Here is a 21,483-nt window from a genome sequence, read left to right on the forward strand (position 1 = left end):
AGCGAGAGGTGGCGGCGAGTGGGCAGGAACGAGGGCGACGAGGTCGGCGTCGGCGGTGACGTCGGCGAGGGTGATGACGACGCGGACCTCGCGGCACAGGGCGGGGCCGACGCCATCGACCCGGCACCCGATGCCGCTGCCGCCGCTGCTGCGGCGCTGGCCCGCGCCCGCAAGGCCGCCCGTGACAAGGGCCTGCGCCCGGGTCTGCGGCCGCTGAAGAAGTACCGCCCCGGTCGACCCGACCAGCAGCGGTCGGGCTCCGGCCGCGACGGACGCGACCCGGCCCTCATCGCCGAGCAGCTCGACCGGCTTGTCTCCGACCGGGGCTGGCAGGTCGACGTCGCGGTGGGTGCGGTGCTGGGGCGCTGGCCCGTGATCGTCGGCCCCGAGGTGGCGGCCCACGTGACCCCGGTGCAGTTCGACGACGGGGTGCTGGTGCTGCGCGCCGACTCGACGGCCTGGGCCACCCAGATGCGCCTGCTCGCCTCGCACCTGCTCGGCCGCCTCGAGCAGGAGGTCGGTGCCGGCACCGTCGTGGAGGTCAAGGTGCACGGCCCGAGTGCTCCCAGCTGGGCCAAGGGCCTGCGTCGGGCGCCGGGTCGCGGGCCGCGCGACACCTACGGCTGACGGCGCTCCATACCGGCTCGACCTGAGGGGGACTCAACCCGACACTGCGTCAGGTCCACCACGGATGAAGCCCCGCCGCGCTCAGCACACGCTGTCGGTTGCCTTCGGCACGCCGAGGCCGAAGAGCGGGCGGGCCTTGACGCCGAGCCACGTGCCGGCCAGGGCGGCCACGCCCCAGACCCAGCCCGAGACGCTGCCGGTCGAGATGCCGCCGAGGTAGGCGCCGATGTTGCAGCCGTTCGCCAGGCGCGCCCCGACGCCGAGCAGGATGCCCCCGAGCACGGCACCGACGGCAGTGCGCAGCGGCACCCGGTGCCGCAGCGTCCACGTGCCGGCGGCGGTGCTCGCGAGCGCGGCGCCAATCATGATGCCGATGTCGGTCAGGGTCGTCTTGTCGGAGAGCACCGGGGCGGCGAGGGTGCGGGCCTGCGCCGGCTGCCGCCAGTAGTCCCACGTCTCGGGGTGCAGCCCGGCCAGCTGCAGCAGGCGCGTGCCCCAGAGCGTGAAGGCGCTGGTGATGCCCCAGATGCCCCCCGAGACGAGGATGACCGCCCCGGCGAGAACGCCGATGACGACGGCGCCGACCAGCATCGGCCAGGAGCCGCGCCAGACCCGGGCGAGACCGCGGGCGGTGGGAGCAGGCGCGGTGGGCGGCGGGTTGCGTCGGGCCTGCAGGACGCGGCTGCCCCACACGATGAGGGCGAGCAGGGCGATCGTGACCAGCCACGAGCCGAACCACCCGATGCGCTCACCGAGGACGATCGGCGCGAAGGCCGGCAGGTCACCGAGCACGGGGAAGGCCCAGGCGTAGAGCACCGACCCGGTGACGAAGCCGCCGAGGGTGAGCAGGATGCCGGACTGGCCGGACCCGACGGCGAAGAGCGTGCCCGACGCGCAGGCCCCGCCCAGCTGCATCCCGAAGCCGAAGAGGAACGCGCCCACCACGAGCGCCACCCCGAGCGAGCCGGCCGCCGGCGTGGGGGTCGAGCCGAAGAACCCGGTGCCCGTGCCGAGCAGCAGCGCGGCGATCGTGGTCGTCGTGCCGAGCAGCACCGCGTGCGCGCGGACCCCGGCACCGTTGCCCACCGCGACCAGCTGGCGCCACCCCGAGGTGAAGCCGAAGCGCGCGTGGAACAGGGCCACGCCGAGCCCGAGACCGAGCGCGAGCAGGATCGCCTTCTGGGCGCCGTGCTGCGCGCCGACCAGCCAGACCAGGCCCACGGCGAGCACGCCGAAACCAATGAGGAGCCCGGCCTGCGGGCGTCCCTCCGGCTCGGCCGCCGGCCGGGGAGCGCAGGTGGGTCCCTCCTCGAGCAGGGCCAGGCCGGCACCGCCGCGGAGGGGCCGCGTCGAGACGGGGTGGGGAGCGGGGGGTGTCGCGGTGCTCATGGGGCCTTCCGGGAAAGTCGGGTAACGCAACGTTCTCCACGGCACAACTCCACGTTATGCCGGTCTATGCCCCGTGCTGGGAGGATGAGGAGGTGACCTCGACGGCCGGCAACCCCCTCCAGCCGCCGGCCGACCACCCCGACCTGATCCGGCTCGCCGATGCCGGGCGCTCGCGAGCCGCCGACCTCGTCTCCGTCGTGCTCGACCCCGCCTGGTGCGTGCTGGCGACGGTGACCGTGGTGTCCCTGACGTCGACCACCACGAGGCTCGGCGGCCTGCTCTGGGTGCTCGTGGCCGCCCTCTTCTACGTCGGGGCGCCGATGGTCATCCTCTCGGCCCTGCTGCGCCGTGGCCTGGTGCTCGACCGCCATGTCGTGGTCCGCGAGCAGCGACGACTGCCGCTGCTGGGGGCGCTCGCCAGCTTCGTGACGGGGTCCGTCGTCCTCCTGCTCGCCGGTGCGCCCGCGCCGCTCGTGGCCCTCGTGGCGTCCATGGTCGTCGGTCTCGTGCTGATGACGGGTGTGTCCGCCCAGGTCAAGGCGTCGTTCCACGTCGGGGTCGCGGCCGGGTCGGTCGTCGTGCTCGGCCTGGTGCTCGGCTGGCCCTGGGGGGTGGGTCTGTCGCCGCTGGTCGCGGCTGCGGGCTGGGCGCGGGTGCGCGGAGGGCGGCATACGCCCGGGCAGGTCTGGCTCGGTCTGGCGATCGGCGCGGCGAGTGCGGCCGTCGTCTACCCCGTGGTGGTGAGATGGGCCGCATGAGCCCCACACCCCGCCAGCAGGTCCTCGTCACCGCCGCCGAGCTGATGGCCGAGCTGGGGGCCGACCACCCGCCGGTCGTGCTCGACGTGCGCTGGCACCTGATGGACCCCGCCGGGGCCGGCCGGCAGCGGTATGCCGAGGGCCACCTCCCAGGCGCCCGTTTCCTCGACCTCGAGTCGGTCCTCACCCGGCACACCGGCGACCCGCTCGACGGCCGCCATCCGCTGCCCGAGGCCTCCACCCTGTCGGGCGGGCTCGGGGCGCTCGGGGTCGAGCCTGCCGACCGGCTCGTCGTGGTCGACGAGCCCGGCAGCTACGCCGCCGAGCGGGCGTGGTGGGTGCTGCGCTGGGCCGGGCTCTCCGTCCGAGTCCTCGACGGGGGAGTCACCGCGTGGGTCACGGCGGGTGGAGACCTGCAGCCCGGCGCCGGGCCGACGCCCCCGGCCACCTCGCCCCGGGTCACCGTGGGCCTGCTGCCAACCCTGACCACCGACGAGGCCGCCGCCTGGGCCCGCACCGGGGTCCTGCTCGACGCACGCCCGGCGCCGCGCTACCGCGGCGAGACCGAGCCGCTCGACCCCCGCGCCGGGCACCTCCCCGGCGCCGTCAACCTGCCCGCCACGACCCTGTATGCCGCCGACGGCACCCTCCCCGACGAGGCCTCCCTGCGCTCGGCCCTCGCGGCGGTCGGCGTCGACGTCGGCGACCACGGCGACCACCCGACCGACGTCGCGGCCTCCTGCGGGTCGGGCGTCTCCGCCGCCCGCCAGCTCCTCGCCCTGGCGACCCTCGGCGTCGACGCGCCGCTATACCCCGGCTCGTTCTCGGCCTGGTCGCAGGACCCGGCCCGCCCGGTCGCGACCGGTGCCGACCCGGGCTGACTCCTTCTGCGCGCCTCGTTGTCCACACCCTGACCGGTCGTTGTCCACACTCATCCACAGCCTGTGGACATCTCGGGACTGATTCATCCTCTGCACGGTAGGGAGCGGCCGACGCGCAGCCTCACAGCCGCTCGCAGGGCGGCTGGTGCGACCCCCGACACGGCAGAGGCCCTCATTTCGCGGCAGGACGGCATACGGGGGCCTCCTGATGCCGTCTCCGCCGTCCCCGACCACTAGACTGGGGGGTGACGACGGCTGCGACGCGGGATCACTCGCGTGACGGCCGCCTGTTGCGCAGAGCGCATGCGCAACGCCCACCCGATCTAGGAGCACCGTGACCGAGGCCGACCCGCAGCCCGACCCCACCCCTGCCGTCGATGCTGCCGTCGATGCTGCCGTCGATGCCTTGGCTGCTAGCGGCTCCCCGGCCCCCGAGACGGCTGCTCCTGCCTACGACGCCACCGCCATCCAGGTCCTCGAGGGTCTCGAGGCCGTGCGCAAGCGCCCGGGGATGTACATCGGGTCGACGGGTCCCCGGGGCCTGCACCACCTGATCTGGGAGATCGTCGACAACGCCGTCGACGAGGCGCTCGCCGGCTACGCCGACACCATCGACGTGACGCTGCGCTCCGACGGCGGCGTGACGGTGGCGGACAACGGCCGCGGCATCCCGACCGACATCCACCCGATCGAGAAGATCTCCGCGGTCGAGCTCGTGCTCACCCAGCTGCACGCCGGCGGCAAGTTCGGCGGTGGCGGCTACAAGGTCTCCGGCGGTCTGCACGGCGTCGGGTCGTCGGTCGTCAACGCCCTCTCGACCCGGCTCGAGGTGGCGGTGCGCCAGAAGGGCCACGTCTACGAGATGGCCTTCGACTACGGCGCCGCGGTCGAGCCGCTCAAGGTCGTCGGCGACAGCGACGAGACCGGCACGACGATCACCTACTGGGCCGACGCCGCCATCTTCGACACGGTCGACTACGACTTCGAGACCATCCGGGCCCGCTTCCAGCAGATGGCCTTCCTCAACAAGGGCTTGCGCATCAACCTCGTCGACGAGCGGGTCGACGAGGCGCCGGTCGACGACCTGGGCGGCCTCGACGACTTCGGCACCCCCCAGGCCGATGGCGTCGAGACGGTCGAGGAGCCGGAGACGGGCACGGCCGCCGGGTCGACGACCCCCGCCCGGAGCACCCGCAAGCGCAAGATCTCCTACCGCTACGACAACGGCCTGGTCGACTACGTGACCCACCTCGTGGGCTCGAAGCGCTCCGAGCCGATCCACCCCGACATCATCGCGTTCGAGGTCGAGGACGTGGCCCGGTCGCTCTCGCTCGAGCTGGCGATGCAGTGGACGACGGCCTACTCCGAGTCGGTCCACACCTACGCCAACACCATCAACACCCACGAGGGCGGCACCCACGAGGAGGGCTTCCGCGCGGCGATGACCAAGCAGGTCAACGACTTCGCCCGCGCCGGGCGCTACCTCAAGGACAAGGACGAGAACCTCACGGGCGACGACATCCGCGAGGGCCTGGTCGCCGTCATTAGCGTCAAGCTCGGTGAGCCGCAGTTCGAGGGCCAGACCAAGACCAAGCTCGGCAACTCCGAGGTCAAGGGCTTCGTCCAGCGGGCGATGACCGACGCGTTCGGTCACTGGCTCGAGGCGCACCCGCGCGAGGGCAAGGACATCGTCAGCAAGGCGATCCAGGCCTCCGCCGCGCGCATCGCGGCCCGCAAGGCCCGCGAGTCGACCCGCCGCAAGGGTCTGCTCGAGTCGGGCGGCCTACCGGGCAAGCTCAAGGACTGCCAGAGCAAGGACCCGTCCCTGTCGGAGGTCTTCATCGTCGAGGGCGACTCGGCCGGCGGCTCGGCGGTGCAGGGCCGCAACCCGCACACGCAGGCGATCCTGCCCATCCGCGGCAAGATCCTCAACGTCGAGAAGGCGCGCATCGACAAGGTGCTCGCCAACAACGAGGTGCAGGCGCTCATCACCGCCTTCGGCACCGGCATCGGCGAGGACTTCAACATCGCCAAGGCGAGGTACCACAAGATCGTGCTGATGGCCGACGCCGACGTCGACGGCATGCACATCCGCACCCTGCTGCTGACCCTGCTCTTCCGCTTCATGCGCCCGCTGATCGAGGCCGGCTACGTCTACCTCGCGCAGCCACCGCTCTACCGCATCAAGTGGAGCAACGTCGAGCACCAGTTCGCCTACTCCGACCGCGAGCGCGACGCCCTCATCGCCGACGGTCGCGCCCGCGGCTGGCGGCTGCCGAAGGACAACTCGACCCAGCGCTACAAGGGTCTCGGCGAGATGAACTACCACGAGCTGTGGGACACGACGATGGATCCCGACACCCGCACGCTGCTGCAGGTGACCCTCGCCGACGCCGCCTCGGCCGACGAGATCTTCTCGATCCTCATGGGTGAGGACGTCGAGTCGCGTCGTGGCTTCATCCAGCGCAACGCGCGCGACGTGCGCTTCCTCGACATCTAGACCTAGGCCAAGGACTTTTCAGTGAGCGACGAGCAGCCCCCCATCGACGACGAGACGCCCGAGACGCTCGAGGCGCCCGAGGCGCCGGACACGCCTGAGGAGCCCGACGACGGCACCATGGACGCGCCGGACGGCATCAGCCCGCAGGACCTCGAGGCGTCGCAGCAGCTGACCACCGGTGACCGGGTCGAGCCGATCGACCTCAACACCGAGATGCAGCGCTCCTACATCGACTACGCGATGGCGGTCATCGTCAGCCGGGCCCTGCCCGACGTGCGCGACGGTCTCAAGCCGGTGCACCGTCGCGTGATCTACGCGATGTACGACGGGGGCTACCGACCCGACCGCGGCTACAACAAGTGCTCGCGCGTCGTCGGCGACGTGATGGGGCAGTACCACCCGCACGGTGACACGGCGATCTACGACACCCTCGTGCGCCTGGTGCAGGACTGGACGATGCGCTACCCGCTCGTCGACGGCCAGGGCAACTTCGGCTCGCGCGGCAACGACGGCGCCGCGGCCCCGCGCTACACCGAGTGCCGGATGGCGCAGCTGGCCATGGAGATGGTCCGCGACATCCACGAGGACACCGTCGACTTCCGCGACAACTACGACGGCAAGACGCAGGAGCCGACGGTCCTGCCCGCCCGCTTCCCCAACCTGCTGGTCAACGGCAGCTCCGGCATCGCCGTCGGCATGGCCACGCAGATCCCTCCGCACAACCTGCGCGAGGTCGCCGCCGGGGCGCAGTGGTCGCTGGCCCACCCCGACGCGCCCCGCGAAGAGTTGCTCGAGGCGCTCCTCGGCATCATCAAGGGCCCCGACTTCCCCACCGGCGCGCTCATCATGGGCCGCCAGGGCATCGAGGACGCCTACCGGACGGGCCGCGGCTCGATCAGCATGCGGGCGGTCGTCTCGGTCGAGGAGATCCAGGGCCGGCAGTGCCTGGTCGTCACCGAGCTGCCCTACCAGGTCAACCCCGACGCGCTCGCGCAGAAGATCGCGGAGCTGGTCAAGGACGGCAAGCTCGCCGGCATCGCCGACATCCGCGACGAGACCAGTGGCCGCACCGGTCAGCGCCTGGTGATCGTGCTCAAGCGCGACGCCATCGCCAAGGTCGTGCTCAACAACCTCTACAAGCACACCCAGCTGCAGACCAACTTCGGCGCGAACATGCTCGCCCTGGTCGACGAGGTGCCGCGCACCCTGCCGCTGGATGCCTTCATCCGGCTGTGGGTCGAGCACCAGATCGAGGTCATCCGCCGCCGTACGGAGTTCCGCCTGCGCAAGGCCGAGGACCAGATCCACATCCTGCGCGGCTACCTCAAGGCGCTCGACGCGCTCGACGAGGTCATCGCCCTCATCCGGGCCTCCGACACCGTCGAGATCGCCCGCGAGGGACTGATGGCGCTGCTCGAGATCGACGAGATCCAGGCCCGCGCGATCCTCGACATGCAGCTGCGCCGGCTCGCGGCCCTCGAGCGGCAGAAGATCATCGAGGAGCACGACAAGCTCCAGGCCGACATCGACGACTACCGCGACATCCTGTCCAAGCCGCTGCGTCAGCGCGACATCGTCTCGAGCGAGCTGGCCGAGATCGTGGAGAAGTACGGCGACGACCGGCGCACGAAGATCGAGTTCAGCGACGGCGACATGTCGATGGAGGACCTGATCCCCGAGGAGGACGTCGTCGTGACGATCACCCGGGGCGGCTATGCCAAGCGCACCAAGGTCGACCTCTACCGCTCGCAGCGTCGCGGCGGCAAGGGCGTCAAGGGCGCGCAGCTGCGTGGGGAAGACGTCGTCGAGCACTTCTTCACGACCTCGAGCCACTCGTGGCTCCTGTTCTTCACCAACCACGGCCGGGTCTACCGGGCGAAGTCCTACGAGCTGCCCGACGCCGGGCGCGACGCGAAGGGCTCCCACGTGGCCAACCTGCTGGCCTTCCAGCCGGGCGAGCAGATCGCGCAGGTGCTCGACATCACGCGGTACGACGACGCTCCCTACCTCGTGCTCGCGACCAAGCGGGGGCTGGTCAAGAAGACCAAGCTCGAGGAGTACGACTCACCCCGCACGGGCGGGCTCATCGCGGTCAACCTGCGCGACGGCGACGAGCTGATCGGCGCCGGCCTCGCGTCGGGCGACGACGACCTCATCCTGGTCTCGCGCAAGGGCCAGTCGGTGCGCTTCCACGCCACCGACGAGTCGCTGCGGCCGATGGGCCGGGCGACGAGCGGCGTCACGGGCATGAAGTTCCGTGAGGACGACCGCCTGCTGTCGATGTCGGTCGTGACGTCGGGTGAGGACCCTGACCTGTTCGTCGTCTTCGAGAACGGCCTCGCCAAGCGCACTGCCTCGAGCGACTACCCCGTCAGGGGCCGGGCCGGCCTGGGGGTGCGGGTCGCCCAGGTCTCCGACCGCGGCGGCGACATCGTCGGCGCGCTCATCGTCTCGGAGGACGACGAGGTCATGGTCGTGATGGAGAAGGGCAAGATCGTGCGCTCGCGCGTCGACGAGGTGCGCCGCACCGGTCGCAACACCATGGGTGTGAAGTTCGCGGCCCCCGACCCGGGCGACTCGATCGTCGCCGTCGCCCGCAACACGGAGCGGGTCGTCGAGGTCGAGGACGACGGAGTCCCAGCGGAGCCACACGTCGATGGCGTACCGTCTGAGACGCCGCCCGCGACCGACGACGCGTCCGGTGAGCCGGACGACAGCGATGGAGGCACCGAGTGAGCACGACAGGCCAGGGCAACAACCCCCGTCGCCCCGCGGGTAGCACCGCACGCCCGACGTCGGGCGCCACCGGCTCCACGTCGACCGTGCCCGGCGCCCGGCCGGTGTCGGGCCAGACGGCCCGCCCCGCCGGAGGTCAGACTCCCCGCAACGGCACCCCGCCCTCTCGTCCCGGTGCCAAGCCGGGCACCCGACCGGTGGGGGCCCGGCCCCGGAGGCCGCAGGCCGCCCGCCGGGTCAGGCTCGCGGTGGCCCGCGTCGACCCGTGGTCGGTGATGAAGCTGTCGTTCCTGCTGGCCGTCGCCGCCGGCATCGCGGGCGTCGTGGTGACCATGGTGCTCTGGCTCGTGCTCTCGGGCATGGGCGTCTTCGCCGACATCGACCGAATCATCAAGGAGCTGCTCTCGAGCAGCACGACCAGCTTCGAGATCATGGACTACATCGGCTTCGGCCGGGTCATCTCGCTGTCGGTGGTCTTCGGGGTCATCAACATCGTGCTCCTGACGGCGATCTCCACGCTCGCGGCGTTCCTCTACAACATCTCGTCGGCCCTCGTCGGTGGCCTGCAGCTCACGCTGACCGACGACTGACCAGCGCGGGCGGCGCGGGCCGGCTGCGCGCATACGTCGTCACGTGAAGCCGTATGCGGCCCTCACGTCGCCACACGCGCGCATACGACGTCACCTGAAGCCGTATGCAGCGCGCTTGCGTGTCGCAGTCACGCGCCCCGTGGCCGCCAGCGTTTTGGCTGGGCCCGGCACGGTGAGGTAGTCTGGCGCTCCGGATCGGCACCGCGCTTGCGGTCCGATCCCGTTCGATGAGGGCCTATAGCTCAGACGGTTAGAGCGCTTCCCTGATAAGGAAGAGGCCGGAGGTTCAAGTCCTCCTAGGCCCACCATCGCCACGCCAGCACCCAGGAGGCACGCATGCTCAAGAAGCTCCTGGCCGTGGCCGCCACCGCGGTCGGCGCTGTGGTGATCCAGAAGAAGCTGCGCGACCAGAAGGCCGAGCAGGACCTCTGGGCTGAGGCGACCGATGACGTGCGGTCCACCGGCTGACCGTCGATCACACCGCCCGCTCGCGGGCACGGGGCCATGGCGCAATTGGTAGCGCACCTGCTTTGCAAGCAGGGGGTTAGGGGTTCGAGTCCCCTTGGCTCCACCAGAGAAACCGCAGGTCACAGGCCCTCTCCGCTCAGGCGGGAGGGCCTTCGCCGTGTCCGTACCCCACTGAAGTACTGCCGCTGCCACTCGTTGACCATGCCCGCGGCGACGCGGAGATCATCACCTACCCCCTCGGGGTCGCCCCGTTCCGGCGCGTACCAGCGCCAGCCAGCCGTCCACCAACGGTGGTGGTCTGCCTAGACCCATGGGTTCCCCGGTGCATCCGGCCGACGACCCCATGACGACCGCCCGACCGACTCCCGCGAGACCTCCACCTGCCGGTCGATACATCACCCCAAGGGCTCTCTGCGGGACACGTTCTCGGAGAATGAAATGCCGCACCCGCCCCCGGTCGTTGCACGACTGACCTTGGTTGGTGAGAGGTCACCGATTCTCCTGAATCCCCCGACGTCGGCGTTGTACACCTACCGACGTGAAAGTGAGTGACGGCTGGAGACGCTGATCCGGAGGGCCTTGACAAGGTCTTGGCCCACAGGCAACACTCTCGACGAAGCGCAGTCGCATGCAGGCGACACTCCCCGCTCGAGTCTCTTCTCCTTCTGCATCACGTGAACGACAAGGTGGTCGTCGGACGATGTCCTGCGCAACCGCCATCCCCTGGAGGCGCTGATGGACAGCTCGTTGACACGTCGTTGCTCGGCTGACCTGATCGGCACCGCTTTGCTGATGGTCTTCGGTCCGGGCTCGGTGGTCGCCGCTCTGACGGTCGGCATGGGGTCCCTGGACTATGCCGGCCTGGGCATGATCTCGGTGTCGTTCGGGCTCGTCGTGGCGTGGGTGATCTACGCGTTCGGGTCGACGTCGGGGGCCCACATCAATCCTTCCGTGACGGTGGTGCTTGCTGTGACCAAGCGCTTCCCTTGGCGTGACGTCGCCCCATCCGTCGTCGCACAGCTGGTCGGATCCGTTTTGGTCGGGCTGCTGATCGTGGCGACGTTCGGTAGAGCCGCAGTGGACCGCGGTAACGTCGGCGGCGTCGCGTTCGGACCCAGCGTCAGCTACACGCAGGTAATTGCCTGCGAGGCGGTGGCTACCTTTCTCCTGGTCCTGACGATCTTCGCGCTGGCGCTCGATCGCCGGGCTCCCGCCGGCTGGGCAGGCTGGATGCTCGGGCTGTCTGTCACCACGCTGGTGCTGGTCTTCGGACCTTTGACCGGTGCGGCCGTCAACCCTGCGCGTGCCCTGGGGCCCAACGTGGCCGCGGCCCTGTTCGGCGGTCACGTCGTCTGGAGCCAGTACCCGGCGTACGTCATCGGTTCGCTGCTCGGCGGACTGGCTGCGGCCGTCTCCCACGACCTGGTCGCGCGTCCGCGTCTCGCTGCGGAGGCGGATGAGACGGAACGGCCGGAGGCACAAGGGACCCACGGCGAGGTCGTCGGGACTCGCGTCTGAGGCTTTGTACGAGGCCGCGGCTCCCGGCGCAGCCCGGGATTGAAGGAGGTGTAGACCGGGACGAAAACCCGAAGCGAATCTCCCCGGTCGCAGGAGCGGCCGAACACACGTTTGTCCTAGAAGGGAACCAGCACATGTCAGGAAACAAGGCGGTCGCGTACATCGGACCCGGCAAGGTCGAGGTCCAGGAGATCCCGTACCCCAAGCTTGAGCTGCAGGACGGACCTGGGGTGAACCCGGCCAACATCGGCCGCAAGTGCAACCACGGGGTGATCTTGAAGGTGGTCTCGACCAACATCTGCGGCAGCGACCAACACATGGTCCGCGGCCGCACCACGGCGCCGGAGAACCTCGTCCTCGGGCACGAGATCACCGGCGAGGTCATCGAGGTCGGACCGGACGTGGAGTTCATCAAGAAGGGCGACATCTGCTCAGTCCCGTTCAACATCGCCTGCGGACGGTGCCGCAACTGCAAGGAGGGAAAGACCGGGATCTGCCTCAACGTCAACCCGGCGCGCCCCGGCGCGGCATACGGCTACGTCGACATGGGTGGTTGGGTCGGCGGTCAGGCGGAGTACGTGATGATCCCCTACGCCGACTGGAACCTGCTGAAGTTCCCGGACCGCGACCAGGCCCTGGAGAAGATCAAGGACCTGACCATGCTGTCGGACATCTTCCCCACTGGTTTCCACGGCGCCGTCACGGCAGGCGTCAAGGCCGGTTCCACCGTGTACGTCGCAGGCGCCGGTCCGGTCGGCCTGGCCGCCGCTGTCGGAGCGCAGCTGCTGGGGGCGGCCGTCGTCATCGTGGCCGACCTCAACGCCGATCGGCTTGCTCAGGCCCGCAGCTTTGGTTGCGAGACCGTCGACGTGTCCAAGGGAGACCCGAGCGCCCAGATCGAGCAGCTGCTCGGCGTTCCTGAGGTCGACTGCGGCATCGACGCCGTCGGCTTTGAGGCCCGCGGCCACGGTGAGGGGGCCGGTAAGGAGGCCCCGGCCACTGTGCTCAACTCGCTGATGCAGGTCACCGCCGCGGGCGGGGCGCTCGGTATTCCCGGCCTGTACGTCACAGGTGACCCCGGCGGTATCGACGAGGCCGCAAAGGTCGGCGCGCTATCCCTCAGCCTCGGCACCGGCTGGGCGAAGTCGCTGTCCTTCACCACGGGCCAGTGCCCGGTCATGAAGTACAACCACGGGTTGATGATGGCGATCCTCAACGACAAGGTGCAGATCGCCAAGGCGGTCAACGCCACCGTCATCCCGCTGGATGAGGCACCGCAGGGGTACGCCGACTTCGACAGCGGCGCGGCCAAGAAGTACATCCTCGACCCGCACGGGATGGTCGCCTAGCGGCGCACCGGGGACGGACGGGAGACGGACCCACTCGAGGTCCGTCTCCCGTTCTGCGGTCCGTCGTCGTGGGCCACATCGGGTCGCGACCCGCATCGTTCCTGCGCTCGGTCGGCTGCAGCGTGGGTTGTCGAAGAAGGCGACCGCGATAGCCAACACCACGAGCGTCAGGTGCATGGTGATCGGTTGATCTCGACAGGCCCGCCGAGGCGACTGACGCTCACGGGGTCCCGGTCAGTTCGCCGCCGAGCAGCCTCAGCGCTTCCCGCGTGGAGGTCGAGGAGACCTGGATGTAGATCTCCATCGTGATGGCGATGCGGCTGTGGCGCAGCACCGCCATGGCCACCCGCGGGTGGACGTCGAGGGCGAAGAGCAGGCTCGCGCAGGTCCGCCTCGTGGCGTGCACGGGGACGACCGGGACGCCGGCCTTCTCGGCTCGGGTCTTGAACGCGCGGTGGAAGTGGCGAGGATCGATCGGCTCACCGAGGCGCGTCGTGAGGACGAGCCCGCAGTCCCCTACATGTCGCCGGCGGCCAGGCGCCGACGGCTCTCGTCGACGCGGTGCCGCTCGAGGGCCTGCGCTGCGATCGTCGGCAGCGGCAGCGGGGCGTCTGAGGCGTCGACCGACCACACGGTCGACTTCTTCGCCCGAGGCACCGGGACCCGCACCAACGCGGCGACGTTGCGTAAGGCGACCTCCTCGCGCATGGCCTGGGTCAGGGCGCTCCGCAGCACCCGCCACGCCTGGTGGACCGTCCACTCCGAGGCGACCTCGTGGCAGCAGCGACCGATGGCGCAGCACTGAGGCGTAGGGCGAGCCGCGTCCTTGCCCTGGAAGCAGCACTGGCACCGCATGCGCAGCTCGTCGACCCAGGCTGGATGTCACGCACGGCCAGCTTCTCGAGCTTGCGGTCACCGAGGTCGGGGACGATGTAGAGCCGGACGAACAGCTCGTAGTTACTGGCGGTGGCCGGCGAGAGGCCCGGGCGGACCGTCTCGGCCAGCCACCGCTCGAGGAAGTCCCCCAGCCGGGGCGAGACCGGCACCATGGGGCCGCGCCGAGCCTGCTCGTGCAGCTTCAGCCACTTCGCGTGCACCTCCGGCCGGGTCTTCCCGTATACCGTGGCGACTTGGCGATCTGGCGCGCCGCAAACAGGGCGCCGGCGGCGAAACTGCGGGCCACGGGTCGTCCGTGACAACAGAGCCACCGGCCAAAATTGCTCATGAGATGCCGTGTGAGACTTCGGCTCGGGCCTGCTCGGGAGGACCTGTACTGCCGGACACCCTCGGGGGTCCTGGACCGGTGGGTCTGAGACGATTCGAAGGAAGCCCCTGCGCGCCGCCCGGCTGACCGCGGTGGTGCCACCAGTGCTCCTCTTCCGGCCTGTCCCGCTTGGGCCTCACCGCCGTACCCCAGAGAAGTACGGCAGTGGGGTACGCGATCACCGTCGTCGAGCGCCCTGTAACGCCCTGACCTGCGCTTACGCGAGCCTGACCGCCGGCCATCCCCAGACTTTGCAAGCAGGGGGTCAGGGGTTCGAGTCCCCTTGGCTCCACCATCAGGAACCGCAGGTCACCGGCCCTCTCCGCTCCGGCGGGAGGGCCGTCCCCGTCCCCACGACGGTACGGCAGTGCCACAGGAACACGCCGCCTGGCCGGGTGTGTTCCTACAGCGCTGACGAAGCCGTCGTGGGGGACTGGCACTACAGCGCCGCGTACAGCGCCTCCTCGAACTCGACGTAGGTCTTCCAGGCGTCGTCGTGGGTGATGAAGGGCAGCGAGTTCGTGTAGATGGAGGCGCACACCCCGGTGGCGCGGTCGATGAAGAAGTGGGTGTTGAAGAGCCCAGCCCAGGCGCCGGTGCCTGCCCGCCGACCGCCGGGGGCGTCAGCAGTGTTGAGCAGGAGGCCGTAGCCCCACTTCTGGCCGGGCCCGGCATACAACGTGTCGGTGATGGGCGGGTCGGCCGTGGGGATCTCGGCGGGGAAGTCGAGGTCTCCGATCTGGTTCGAGAAGGCGGCGTCGACCGTGGCCGCCTCGAGGATGCGCACGCCGTCGAGCTCGCCGCCGCGCAGCAGCGCCCGCTCGAAGCGGATGTAGTCCCTCGGCGTGGAGTAGAGGCCGTGGCCTCCGGGCCACCAGTCGGGGCTCTCGTTGAGGATGCCGCCGGCCGACACCCACGCCCCGTCCTCGCCCTTGACGTGGACCGTGACGGCGTTGGCCCGGCGCGCGTCGTCGAGACGGAACGCGGTGTCGGGCATGCCGAGCGGATCCGTGATGCCGGTGCGGATGACCTCGTCGAGGGTCGTCCCGGCGACCGCCTCGACGACCTTGCCCAGCCAGTCGGTGTTGATGCCGTAGTTGAACCGCGTGCCGGGGTCGCAGAGCATCGGCGCCTTGAAGGCCTCAGCCGAGCCGGGCACGACGTTGGGGATTCCCGTCGCGGCCTCGTACTTTACGAGCTCGGCGTTCCAGAACCAGTAGCCGAGGCCGCTGGTGTGGGTGACGAGCTGGTGGACCGTGGCCTTGCTCGCGGGAGCCCGCAAGATCGGGGTGTCACCGTCGAAGCCGTCGAGCACCATGACGTCGGCGAACTCCGGGCAGTACTGCTCGACCGGGGCATCGAAGTCGAGCTCGCCCCTCTCCTTCTGCTGGAGCGCGGCCGCCGTGCAGACCATCTTGGTCATCGACATGATCCGGAACTGCGTCGAGGTGCCGACCGGGTCGTCGGACTCCCCCGCGATGCGCACCCCGGCGCCGCCCTCGTAGAAGACGCCGTCCGCGTCGGCCGCGATGGCAGCGATGTGCGGCACCGCTCCCCGCTCGACCGCCTTGCTCAGCACCGCGTCGATGGCGCTGCCGTCGATGGTCCGGGTCATGTGATCCTCCTCGAGCGCGGGCCCGCACCGTTGCGTGGCCTCTGGCACCCACGGTGCCCCAGGGGTCGGCGGCGCACCACCGGCAGACCAGCGCAGTTCACGTCGCCGGACCCGCCATCCGGCGGGTCCGCACCGTCGCACCCGCCAGGCCCCTCGCCAACTCACGCGTCGACGGGTTACCGTGCCCTCACCGTCGCAGGCGCAGCGCCTCTCCCCGACGGCCTACCCGGGTGCGAAGGAGCGGTGCATGAGTGCAGTGGCGCGACCCCGCTTCGACCCCGAGCTCAAGGGCGGGCTGGCCGTCGTGGGGGGAATGTTCCCCCCGACGATCACCCCCGATCTCGTCCCCTTCATGCGCACCTCCTACGCGTCGGCGCCGATCGACGGGGTTCTGCAGACCCGGGGCATCGAGCGCCGTGACCTCGTCATCGACGGCTATGAGGGCGCGCCGATCACCGTCTCGGTCCTCAGCCCCGCCGGCCGCTCGGGCCCTCGGCCCGGCGTCGTCTACGCGCACTCGGGTGACGGTCGGGCTCGGATCACCGGCGTGATCTCGGGCTGCTCGTCGACGCCGACGTGCCCAGTGCCGAGCGGCTCGCCGCCGGCGGCTCGCTGGGCCTGCTGGTGGGGCACCGCTACCGCGTCCTCGCCGCCCCGCTCTTCGCGGTCTGGACCCAGCACCCCCTGGGTCCGGAAGACGTGGTCCCGAGCGTCCATGGTCCCATCCACGTGCTCGTCGTCCCGGAGCACGGCGCCACGGTCGACGCCTGCCCCGCCGGTGTCGGGGTGGCGGCCGAGCCGGAGAACCTCCACCACTCCTACCGGACAGCGCTGGTCGCGCTGCGCCTGTGCGACCCTCCCCACACGCCGGTGGTCCACGCAGACGACTTCGGTGGACTGGTCGCGCTGCTCGCCGACGCCCCCGACGACATCCAGCAGCCTGACGTGGCCACCCTCGACGTGATCGCGTGTCACCCGTGGGGACTGGTCACCGTCGATGCGGTGATCAGGTCGCAGTCGGTCCGGCAGGCCGCCCGGCACGCGGGCGTGCACCACAGCACGATGCAGACCCGAGTCGACACGATCGTGCAGGTGATGGGGTTCAACCCCTTTGACGGCTTCGGGAAGCCGCGGCTGGGCACGGCTTACCTCGTCTGGCGCATCAGGCACTCTCGGGTGCTGGAGATGCCGGCTCCGGCGATGTCCGATTCCACCTTGGCCTGAGCAGCAGGGAGGTCCACCGCCGGACCTGCTCCTCACCGCTCACGTCGAGGTCGTCGATGCGGTGAGCCCCCTGCCGGTCGCCGGTTACCGCTATGCGAATGCAACCCCCAGCGTTTCGGTCCAGTTGCCGCACAACCCAGCGGTTCGAAGAATGAGTCGGGAGATACGGCTTCGCCGCCCACGTGTGGATCACGACGCCGGCGGGCCGGCGCCAGCGCAAGTCCGTGTACGGGAAGACCCGGCCGGAGGTGCACGCGAAGTGGCTGCAGCCGCATGAGCAGGCGCGGCGCGGGCCCATGGTGCCGGTCTCGCCGGCCACCGCGAGCACCTACGAGCTGTTCGTCCGGCTCTACATCGTCCCCGACCTCGGGGACCGCAAGCTGGAGAAGCTGACCGTCCGTGACATCCAGACCTGGGTCAACGGGCTGCGCCGCCGATGCCTTGCGGGAGGGGTAGATCGACCCCTCACCGTTCGACGTTCGGCTCATGGCCACCCGCCTCCGCCTCGACCGCCCGCATCGCCACGTACTCGTCGACCCAGGCCAGCAGGATCCGAGCCCAGGACGTGCTGGATGTGCTGGAGCGGTACTCCGCCGGCGTCGGCCGGCGGACGCGCTGATCGTGGGCCCTGTCAGCCCCGTCAGCTCCCAGCTGCGCGCACCCGGGGAATCACCTGGCGGCCCAGCAGGTCGATGCTGCGCAACATCGTCTCGGGCGCCATGATGCCGTTCGTCATCTGCACGGTGAAGCGGTCGAGACCCCCCAGCGCGGGCGACAGGGCGACGATCTTGTCGGCCACCGTCTGCGGGCTGCCGATGAAGAAGGGGCCGTGTGCGCCGAGGGAGGCGTCGTATCCACCGCGGGTGGGTGGTGCGAACCCCCGCTCGCGACCGATCGTGGTGAACGCCTGCTCGTAGCCGGGCCAGAAGTCGTCGGCCGCCTGCTGGTCGCTGTCGCCGACGAAGCCGAAGCAGTGCACGCCCACGGTGAGCGCCTCGGGCGCGTGCCCGGCCTCGGCCCCCGCTCGCCGGTAGAGGTCGACCAGCGGGCGAAAACGACGCGGGTCGCCACCGATGATCGCGATCATCAGTGGCATGCCCAGCAGCCCGGCCCGCACGAACGAGGCGGGGGTGCCGCCCACGCCGAGCCACATCGGCAGCCGCGCCTGGACGGGCCGCGGGAAGACGCCCTGCCCCGTCAGGGGGGCGCGGTGCCGCCCCGACCAGTGCGGGTGGGCCGTCTGCTGCAGCTGCAGGAGCAGGTCGAGCTTCTCCTCGAAGAGCGAGTCGTAGTCGGCCAGGTCGAGCCCGAAGAGGGGGAAGGCCTCGGTGAAGGAGCCGCGGCCCACCACCATCTCGGCCCGCCCGCCCGAGATCAGGTCGAGGGTCGCGAAGGCCTCGAAGACCCGCACCGGGTCGTCGGCGCTGAGGACCGTGACGGCGCTGCGCAGTCGGATCCGGCTCGTGAGGGCGGCCGCCGCGGCCAGGATGACGACGGGTGCGGAGTCGAGGTAGTTCTCCCGGTGGTGCTCACCCACCCCGAAGGTATCGACCCCGGCCACGTCGGCGGCGACGACCTCGGCCAGGAACTGCCTCATCCGCTCCGCTTGCGGAAAGGCCCGTCCGCTCACGGGGTCGGTGACCTCGGACACGAAGCTGTCGATGCCGATCTCCACGGGCTCTCCTGACATAGTAGTTGCCTGTTCAATCACCGTAGCGGCTCCGGTGTTCCCACCGCAGCCACCCCGGCGAAGGGCACCTCGAGCACGAGGTCGCCGCACGCCACGTGGAAGCGCGTCCGGCCCCGCCGGACGATGCGACCGGAGCGACCGGCATACCGGCCGGGGACGGTGATGCGCACCGGCGTGCCGACCGCCAGGGCGACCGCCGGGGTCGTGCCGGACCGCAGGGCCTCGAGCTCAGCGCGGTAGCTGACGTGCATGACCCCTGGCCGGCCCCGGTGCGTCCAGGTGAGCAGGTGCCGTAGGTCGAAGCGTCGGCTGCACCGGCCGCAGGCGACGACCCGGGTGGGCCGTCGGTGACGGGTCGTGCGGTGGCCCGCCGGGCAGGTGCCCACCCAGGCGCCCTCGATGCGCGGTGCCTCGTCGCCCAGGCAGCGCTCGCCGCTGCTGCCGATGGAGTGGGCGATCGCCCGCCAGCGCGGGCCGTGCTGGGCGCGCGGCCCGGCCAGCGCGTGCGCGACCTCGTGCAGGATCGTCTCGCGCACCTCGGTCTCGTCGTGCAGGCGGGTGAGGGGGCCGCTGAGGCCGATCGTGCGATCGGCGTACCGGCAGACGCCGGCGCGGGTGACGGCCGAGTCGAGCTCGACCCGCCACCGGGTCAGTCCGTGCTCGTCGAGCAGCTGGCGGGCCAGCAGCTGGGCGCTGCGCAGGTCCATGGAGGGTCTCCTGTCGGGAGGGCGGATGGGGCGACGGGAGACGGCTCGACGCGTCGTGACCATCATGGCAAAGGGCACCGACAGTGCGGTGCGACCCCGACCCGGGAGATGCTGGAGGCACCATGACGTTCATCCGCTGCGGCGACCACACGCACTGGGGACCCTACGGCGCGGCCGGGCTCTTCCTCACCACCCCCGACCACCGGCGGGTGCTCCTGCAGCTGCGCTCGGCCTACGTGCTCAGCCCCGGGGTGTGGGCCCTGCCCGGTGGTGCGCTCGAGCGGGGCGAGAGCGTGCAGGAGGCCGCCGTGCGCGAGTCCGAGGAGGAGGTCGGCATCGACAGGTCGACCCTCACCCTGCTCGGCACCCGCCCCGGTCTGACGCACCCGAGCTGGTCCTACACCTACGTCCTCGCGCAGGTGCCGCACGAGGTGCTGCCGCGGCACGAGTCGTGGGAGGCCGACGGGCACCGGTGGTTCGACATCGACGACGTGCCCCGGCTGCACCCGAGCCTGGCCGACGACTGGGCCCGCGTGGCGGGGTCGCTCGCCAGTGGGGCTCCAGCCTAGAGACACGTACCTCGACACACGTGCGGCCCCGGTGCGGTGAGCACCGGGGCCGACTGACGTCGTGCGTCGCGTCAGGAGGTCGCGTCGTCGACCGTCTTCTTGGCGTCGTCGGCAGCCTCGCCCGCTGCGTCCTTCGCGTCGTCGGCGACGTCTGACGCCTTGTCCTTCGCCGCGTCGGCGACACCCGCGACGTTGGCCTTGAGGTCGGAGACCGAGCCGTTGCTGCTCGTGGTGCTGGAGGTCGCACGAGACGGCGTCGAGATCGGCGTCGCCCAGGGGTCGTCCTTGGGCTTGCGGTTCAGGAAGTAGGCGACGGCGCCACCGACCCCGGCGATCAGGGCGATCACGAGCGTGACCTTGCGTCGGCGACCGGCGGTCGTGGCGACCTTGTCGCCCTTGAGCACGGCGACGGCAGCGGGGGCCCGACCACCGACCTCAGCAGCACTGGTGTAGGCGTCGTGGCCCTTCTCGAGGGCCGACTCGGCCTTGTCGCGGGCGGTCTCCGAGGCGGCGACCACGGCGGCGACGGCGGCCGAGAGCTTGGGCAGGAGGTCGTCGACCAGGTGGTCGCGCGTGGCCTCGACGCGGGGGGTGAGGCCGTCGACGGCGTCCTGCACCCGGGGCGCTGCGGCGTTCACGGCGTTGTCGACGTAGGGCTGGGCCGCCTTGCGGGCCCTCTTGGCGTAGGGTTCGGCCGCGTCGCGGGCGTGCTCGAGGCGGGGCTGGGCCCACTCTGCGGCCGCGGTGGCCCGCTCGCGGGCGACCGGACCGTAGGCCTTCGCGGCGAGGGCCGCGTCAGACCCGATCTGGGTGGCCGAGTCGACCTTGTCGCGCAGGGCGGCAAGACGGTCGGCGGCGGTGGGCTCGCTCTTCATACGGAACACATGTCCTCCTAGGCAATAGACCGGTGCAGGGTCTCTCCTACCCATCCTGCACGGTTTCGCCCCACGATCACACTTCGGTCCACCACGTCCGTGCGTGGTGTCGGCCACGCCCGCACTCCCCGCCCGATCGTGCTGCGTGGGAGGATGGTCGCCATGAAGGCCACACTGCACACCAACCACGGCGACATCAACGTCGTCCTCTTCCCCAACGAGGCGCCCACCACGGTCGCCACCTTCGTCGGTCTCGCCACGGGCGAGAAGGACTACAAGGACGACGCCGGTCGCACCAACCCGACCCCGTTCTTCGACGGTCTGATCTTCCACCGCATCATCGAGGGCTTCATGATCCAGGGCGGCGACCCGCTCGGCCGGGGGACCGGCGGCCCGGGCTTCGCGTTCGACGACGAGCCCCACCCCGACAAGACCTTCACCGTCCCCTACCTGCTCGCCATGGCCAACGCCGGCAAGCGCGGCGGCAAGGGCACCAACGGCTCGCAGTTCTTCATCACCACCTCGACCCCGACCCACCTCCAGGGCAAGCACACCATCTTCGGTGAGGTGGCCGACGCCGAGAGCCGCGCGGTCGTCGACGCGATCGGCCAGGTGCCGACCGACCGCAGCGACAAGCCCCTCGACGACGTCGTCATCGAGCGCGTCACCGTCGAGAAGGACTGACCTCAACCCCCGCACCACCCTCTTCGGATGCCGTGGTGC

At 70.7% G+C, this 21,483-nt stretch carries 19 protein-coding genes, 2 tRNA genes and 1 pseudogene; 15 read left to right on the plus strand and 7 right to left on the minus strand.

What is annotated here, in order from left to right:
* The first annotated feature begins 18 nt into the window (after positions 1-18).
* The gene (locus V3N99_11430; protein MEO3937357.1) at positions 19-627 is read left to right on the plus strand and encodes a DciA family protein; all 609 of its coding nucleotides are present in this window, start codon (positions 19-21) and stop codon (positions 625-627) included.
* An 81-nt stretch (positions 628-708) separates the two neighbouring features.
* Here V3N99_11430 and V3N99_11435 read toward each other — a convergent pair whose 3' ends face one another.
* A complete protein-coding gene (locus V3N99_11435; protein MEO3937358.1) occupies positions 709-2,016 on the minus strand; it encodes a YeeE/YedE family protein in 1,308 nt (435 codons plus the stop codon).
* Positions 2,017-2,108: 92 nt separating this feature from the next.
* On the opposite strand from V3N99_11435, the gene V3N99_11440 reads away from it, so the two are divergent.
* The 10 genes from V3N99_11440 to fdhA all read left to right on the plus strand — a co-directional run bounded on the left by V3N99_11440 (position 2,109) and on the right by fdhA (position 12,816).
* On the plus strand, positions 2,109-2,774 hold the full coding sequence (locus tag V3N99_11440) for a hypothetical protein (protein ID MEO3937359.1): 666 nt from the start codon (positions 2,109-2,111) through the stop codon (positions 2,772-2,774).
* A complete protein-coding gene (locus tag V3N99_11445; protein MEO3937360.1) occupies positions 2,771-3,655 on the plus strand; it encodes a sulfurtransferase in 885 nt (294 codons plus the stop codon). Before V3N99_11440 ends, V3N99_11445 begins: the two co-directional genes overlap by 4 nt.
* Positions 3,656-4,061: 406 nt before the next feature.
* Entirely contained in the window at positions 4,062-6,155 is a 2,094-nt protein-coding gene (gyrB, locus tag V3N99_11450) for a DNA topoisomerase (ATP-hydrolyzing) subunit B (GenBank protein ID MEO3937361.1), read from the plus strand.
* A 42-nt stretch (positions 6,156-6,197) separates the two neighbouring features.
* Positions 6,198-8,891 carry a DNA gyrase subunit A gene (gene gyrA, locus V3N99_11455; GenBank protein MEO3937362.1) on the plus strand — a complete coding sequence of 898 codons (2,694 nt, stop codon included), beginning with the start codon at positions 6,198-6,200 and terminating at the stop codon, positions 8,889-8,891.
* Positions 8,888-9,481, plus strand: coding sequence for a DUF3566 domain-containing protein (locus V3N99_11460; GenBank protein ID MEO3937363.1), 594 nt, complete (start codon positions 8,888-8,890; stop codon positions 9,479-9,481). The genes gyrA and V3N99_11460 overlap by 4 nt, the downstream gene beginning before the upstream one ends.
* Positions 9,482-9,712: 231 nt before the next feature.
* Positions 9,713-9,789, plus strand: a tRNA-Ile gene (locus tag V3N99_11465).
* A 28-nt stretch (positions 9,790-9,817) separates the two neighbouring features.
* Entirely contained in the window at positions 9,818-9,949 is a 132-nt protein-coding gene (locus V3N99_11470) for a DLW-39 family protein (protein ID MEO3937364.1), read from the plus strand.
* Between the two features lie 30 nt (positions 9,950-9,979).
* Positions 9,980-10,055 (plus strand) — tRNA-Ala (locus V3N99_11475).
* Positions 10,056-10,684: 629 nt separating this feature from the next.
* Positions 10,685-11,467 carry an MIP/aquaporin family protein gene (locus V3N99_11480; GenBank protein ID MEO3937365.1) on the plus strand — a complete coding sequence of 261 codons (783 nt, stop codon included), beginning with the start codon at positions 10,685-10,687 and terminating at the stop codon, positions 11,465-11,467.
* 134 nt (positions 11,468-11,601) lie between these two features.
* Positions 11,602-12,816 (plus strand): formaldehyde dehydrogenase, glutathione-independent, encoded by a 1,215-nt coding sequence (gene fdhA, locus V3N99_11485; protein MEO3937366.1) that lies wholly within the window; start codon positions 11,602-11,604, stop codon positions 12,814-12,816.
* 220 nt (positions 12,817-13,036) lie between these two features.
* On the opposite strand, the gene V3N99_11490 is transcribed toward fdhA, so the two are convergent.
* From V3N99_11490 to V3N99_11500, 3 genes are all read right to left on the minus strand, one after another.
* The gene (locus tag V3N99_11490; GenBank protein ID MEO3937367.1) at positions 13,037-13,447 is read right to left on the minus strand and encodes a tyrosine-type recombinase/integrase; all 411 of its coding nucleotides are present in this window, start codon (positions 13,445-13,447) and stop codon (positions 13,037-13,039) included.
* Positions 13,333-13,671 carry a hypothetical protein gene (locus V3N99_11495; protein MEO3937368.1) on the minus strand — a complete coding sequence of 113 codons (339 nt, stop codon included), beginning with the start codon at positions 13,669-13,671 and terminating at the stop codon, positions 13,333-13,335. Before V3N99_11495 ends, V3N99_11490 begins: the two co-directional genes overlap by 115 nt.
* A gap of 848 nt (positions 13,672-14,519) precedes the next feature.
* Positions 14,520-15,695: a serine hydrolase domain-containing protein gene (locus tag V3N99_11500; GenBank protein MEO3937369.1), complete on the minus strand. Its 1,176-nt coding sequence runs from the start codon at positions 15,693-15,695 to the stop codon at positions 14,520-14,522.
* A 576-nt stretch (positions 15,696-16,271) separates the two neighbouring features.
* On the opposite strand from V3N99_11500, the gene V3N99_11505 reads away from it, so the two are divergent.
* Both V3N99_11505 and V3N99_11510 read left to right on the plus strand, forming a co-directional pair.
* Positions 16,272-16,919, plus strand: coding sequence for a hypothetical protein (locus V3N99_11505; GenBank protein MEO3937370.1), 648 nt, complete (start codon positions 16,272-16,274; stop codon positions 16,917-16,919).
* Between the two features lie 296 nt (positions 16,920-17,215).
* Positions 17,216-17,335: pseudogene (locus tag V3N99_11510) on the plus strand (hypothetical protein).
* Between the two features lie 224 nt (positions 17,336-17,559).
* Here V3N99_11510 and V3N99_11515 read toward each other — a convergent pair.
* Positions 17,560-18,594 carry an Atu2307/SP_0267 family LLM class monooxygenase gene (locus V3N99_11515; protein MEO3937371.1) on the minus strand — a complete coding sequence of 345 codons (1,035 nt, stop codon included), beginning with the start codon at positions 18,592-18,594 and terminating at the stop codon, positions 17,560-17,562.
* A gap of 32 nt (positions 18,595-18,626) precedes the next feature.
* The gene (locus V3N99_11520) at positions 18,627-19,316 is read right to left on the minus strand and encodes a SprT-like domain-containing protein (GenBank protein ID MEO3937372.1); all 690 of its coding nucleotides are present in this window, start codon (positions 19,314-19,316) and stop codon (positions 18,627-18,629) included.
* A gap of 122 nt (positions 19,317-19,438) precedes the next feature.
* On the opposite strand from V3N99_11520, the gene V3N99_11525 reads away from it, so the two are divergent.
* Positions 19,439-19,885 (plus strand): NUDIX hydrolase, encoded by a 447-nt coding sequence (locus tag V3N99_11525; GenBank protein MEO3937373.1) that lies wholly within the window; start codon positions 19,439-19,441, stop codon positions 19,883-19,885.
* A 71-nt stretch (positions 19,886-19,956) separates the two neighbouring features.
* Here the strand turns inward: V3N99_11525 and V3N99_11530 are convergent, their stop codons facing one another.
* On the minus strand, positions 19,957-20,760 hold the full coding sequence (locus V3N99_11530; GenBank protein MEO3937374.1) for a hypothetical protein: 804 nt from the start codon (positions 20,758-20,760) through the stop codon (positions 19,957-19,959).
* Positions 20,761-20,922: 162 nt separating this feature from the next.
* Between V3N99_11530 and V3N99_11535 the strand changes: the two genes are divergently transcribed.
* Positions 20,923-21,444 carry a peptidylprolyl isomerase gene (locus tag V3N99_11535; GenBank protein MEO3937375.1) on the plus strand — a complete coding sequence of 174 codons (522 nt, stop codon included), beginning with the start codon at positions 20,923-20,925 and terminating at the stop codon, positions 21,442-21,444.
* Positions 21,445-21,483 lie beyond the last annotated feature (39 nt).

The organism is Dermatophilaceae bacterium Soc4.6 (genome assembly GCA_039889245.1).
In the GTDB taxonomy this organism is placed as follows: domain Bacteria; phylum Actinomycetota; class Actinomycetes; order Actinomycetales; family Dermatophilaceae; genus Lapillicoccus.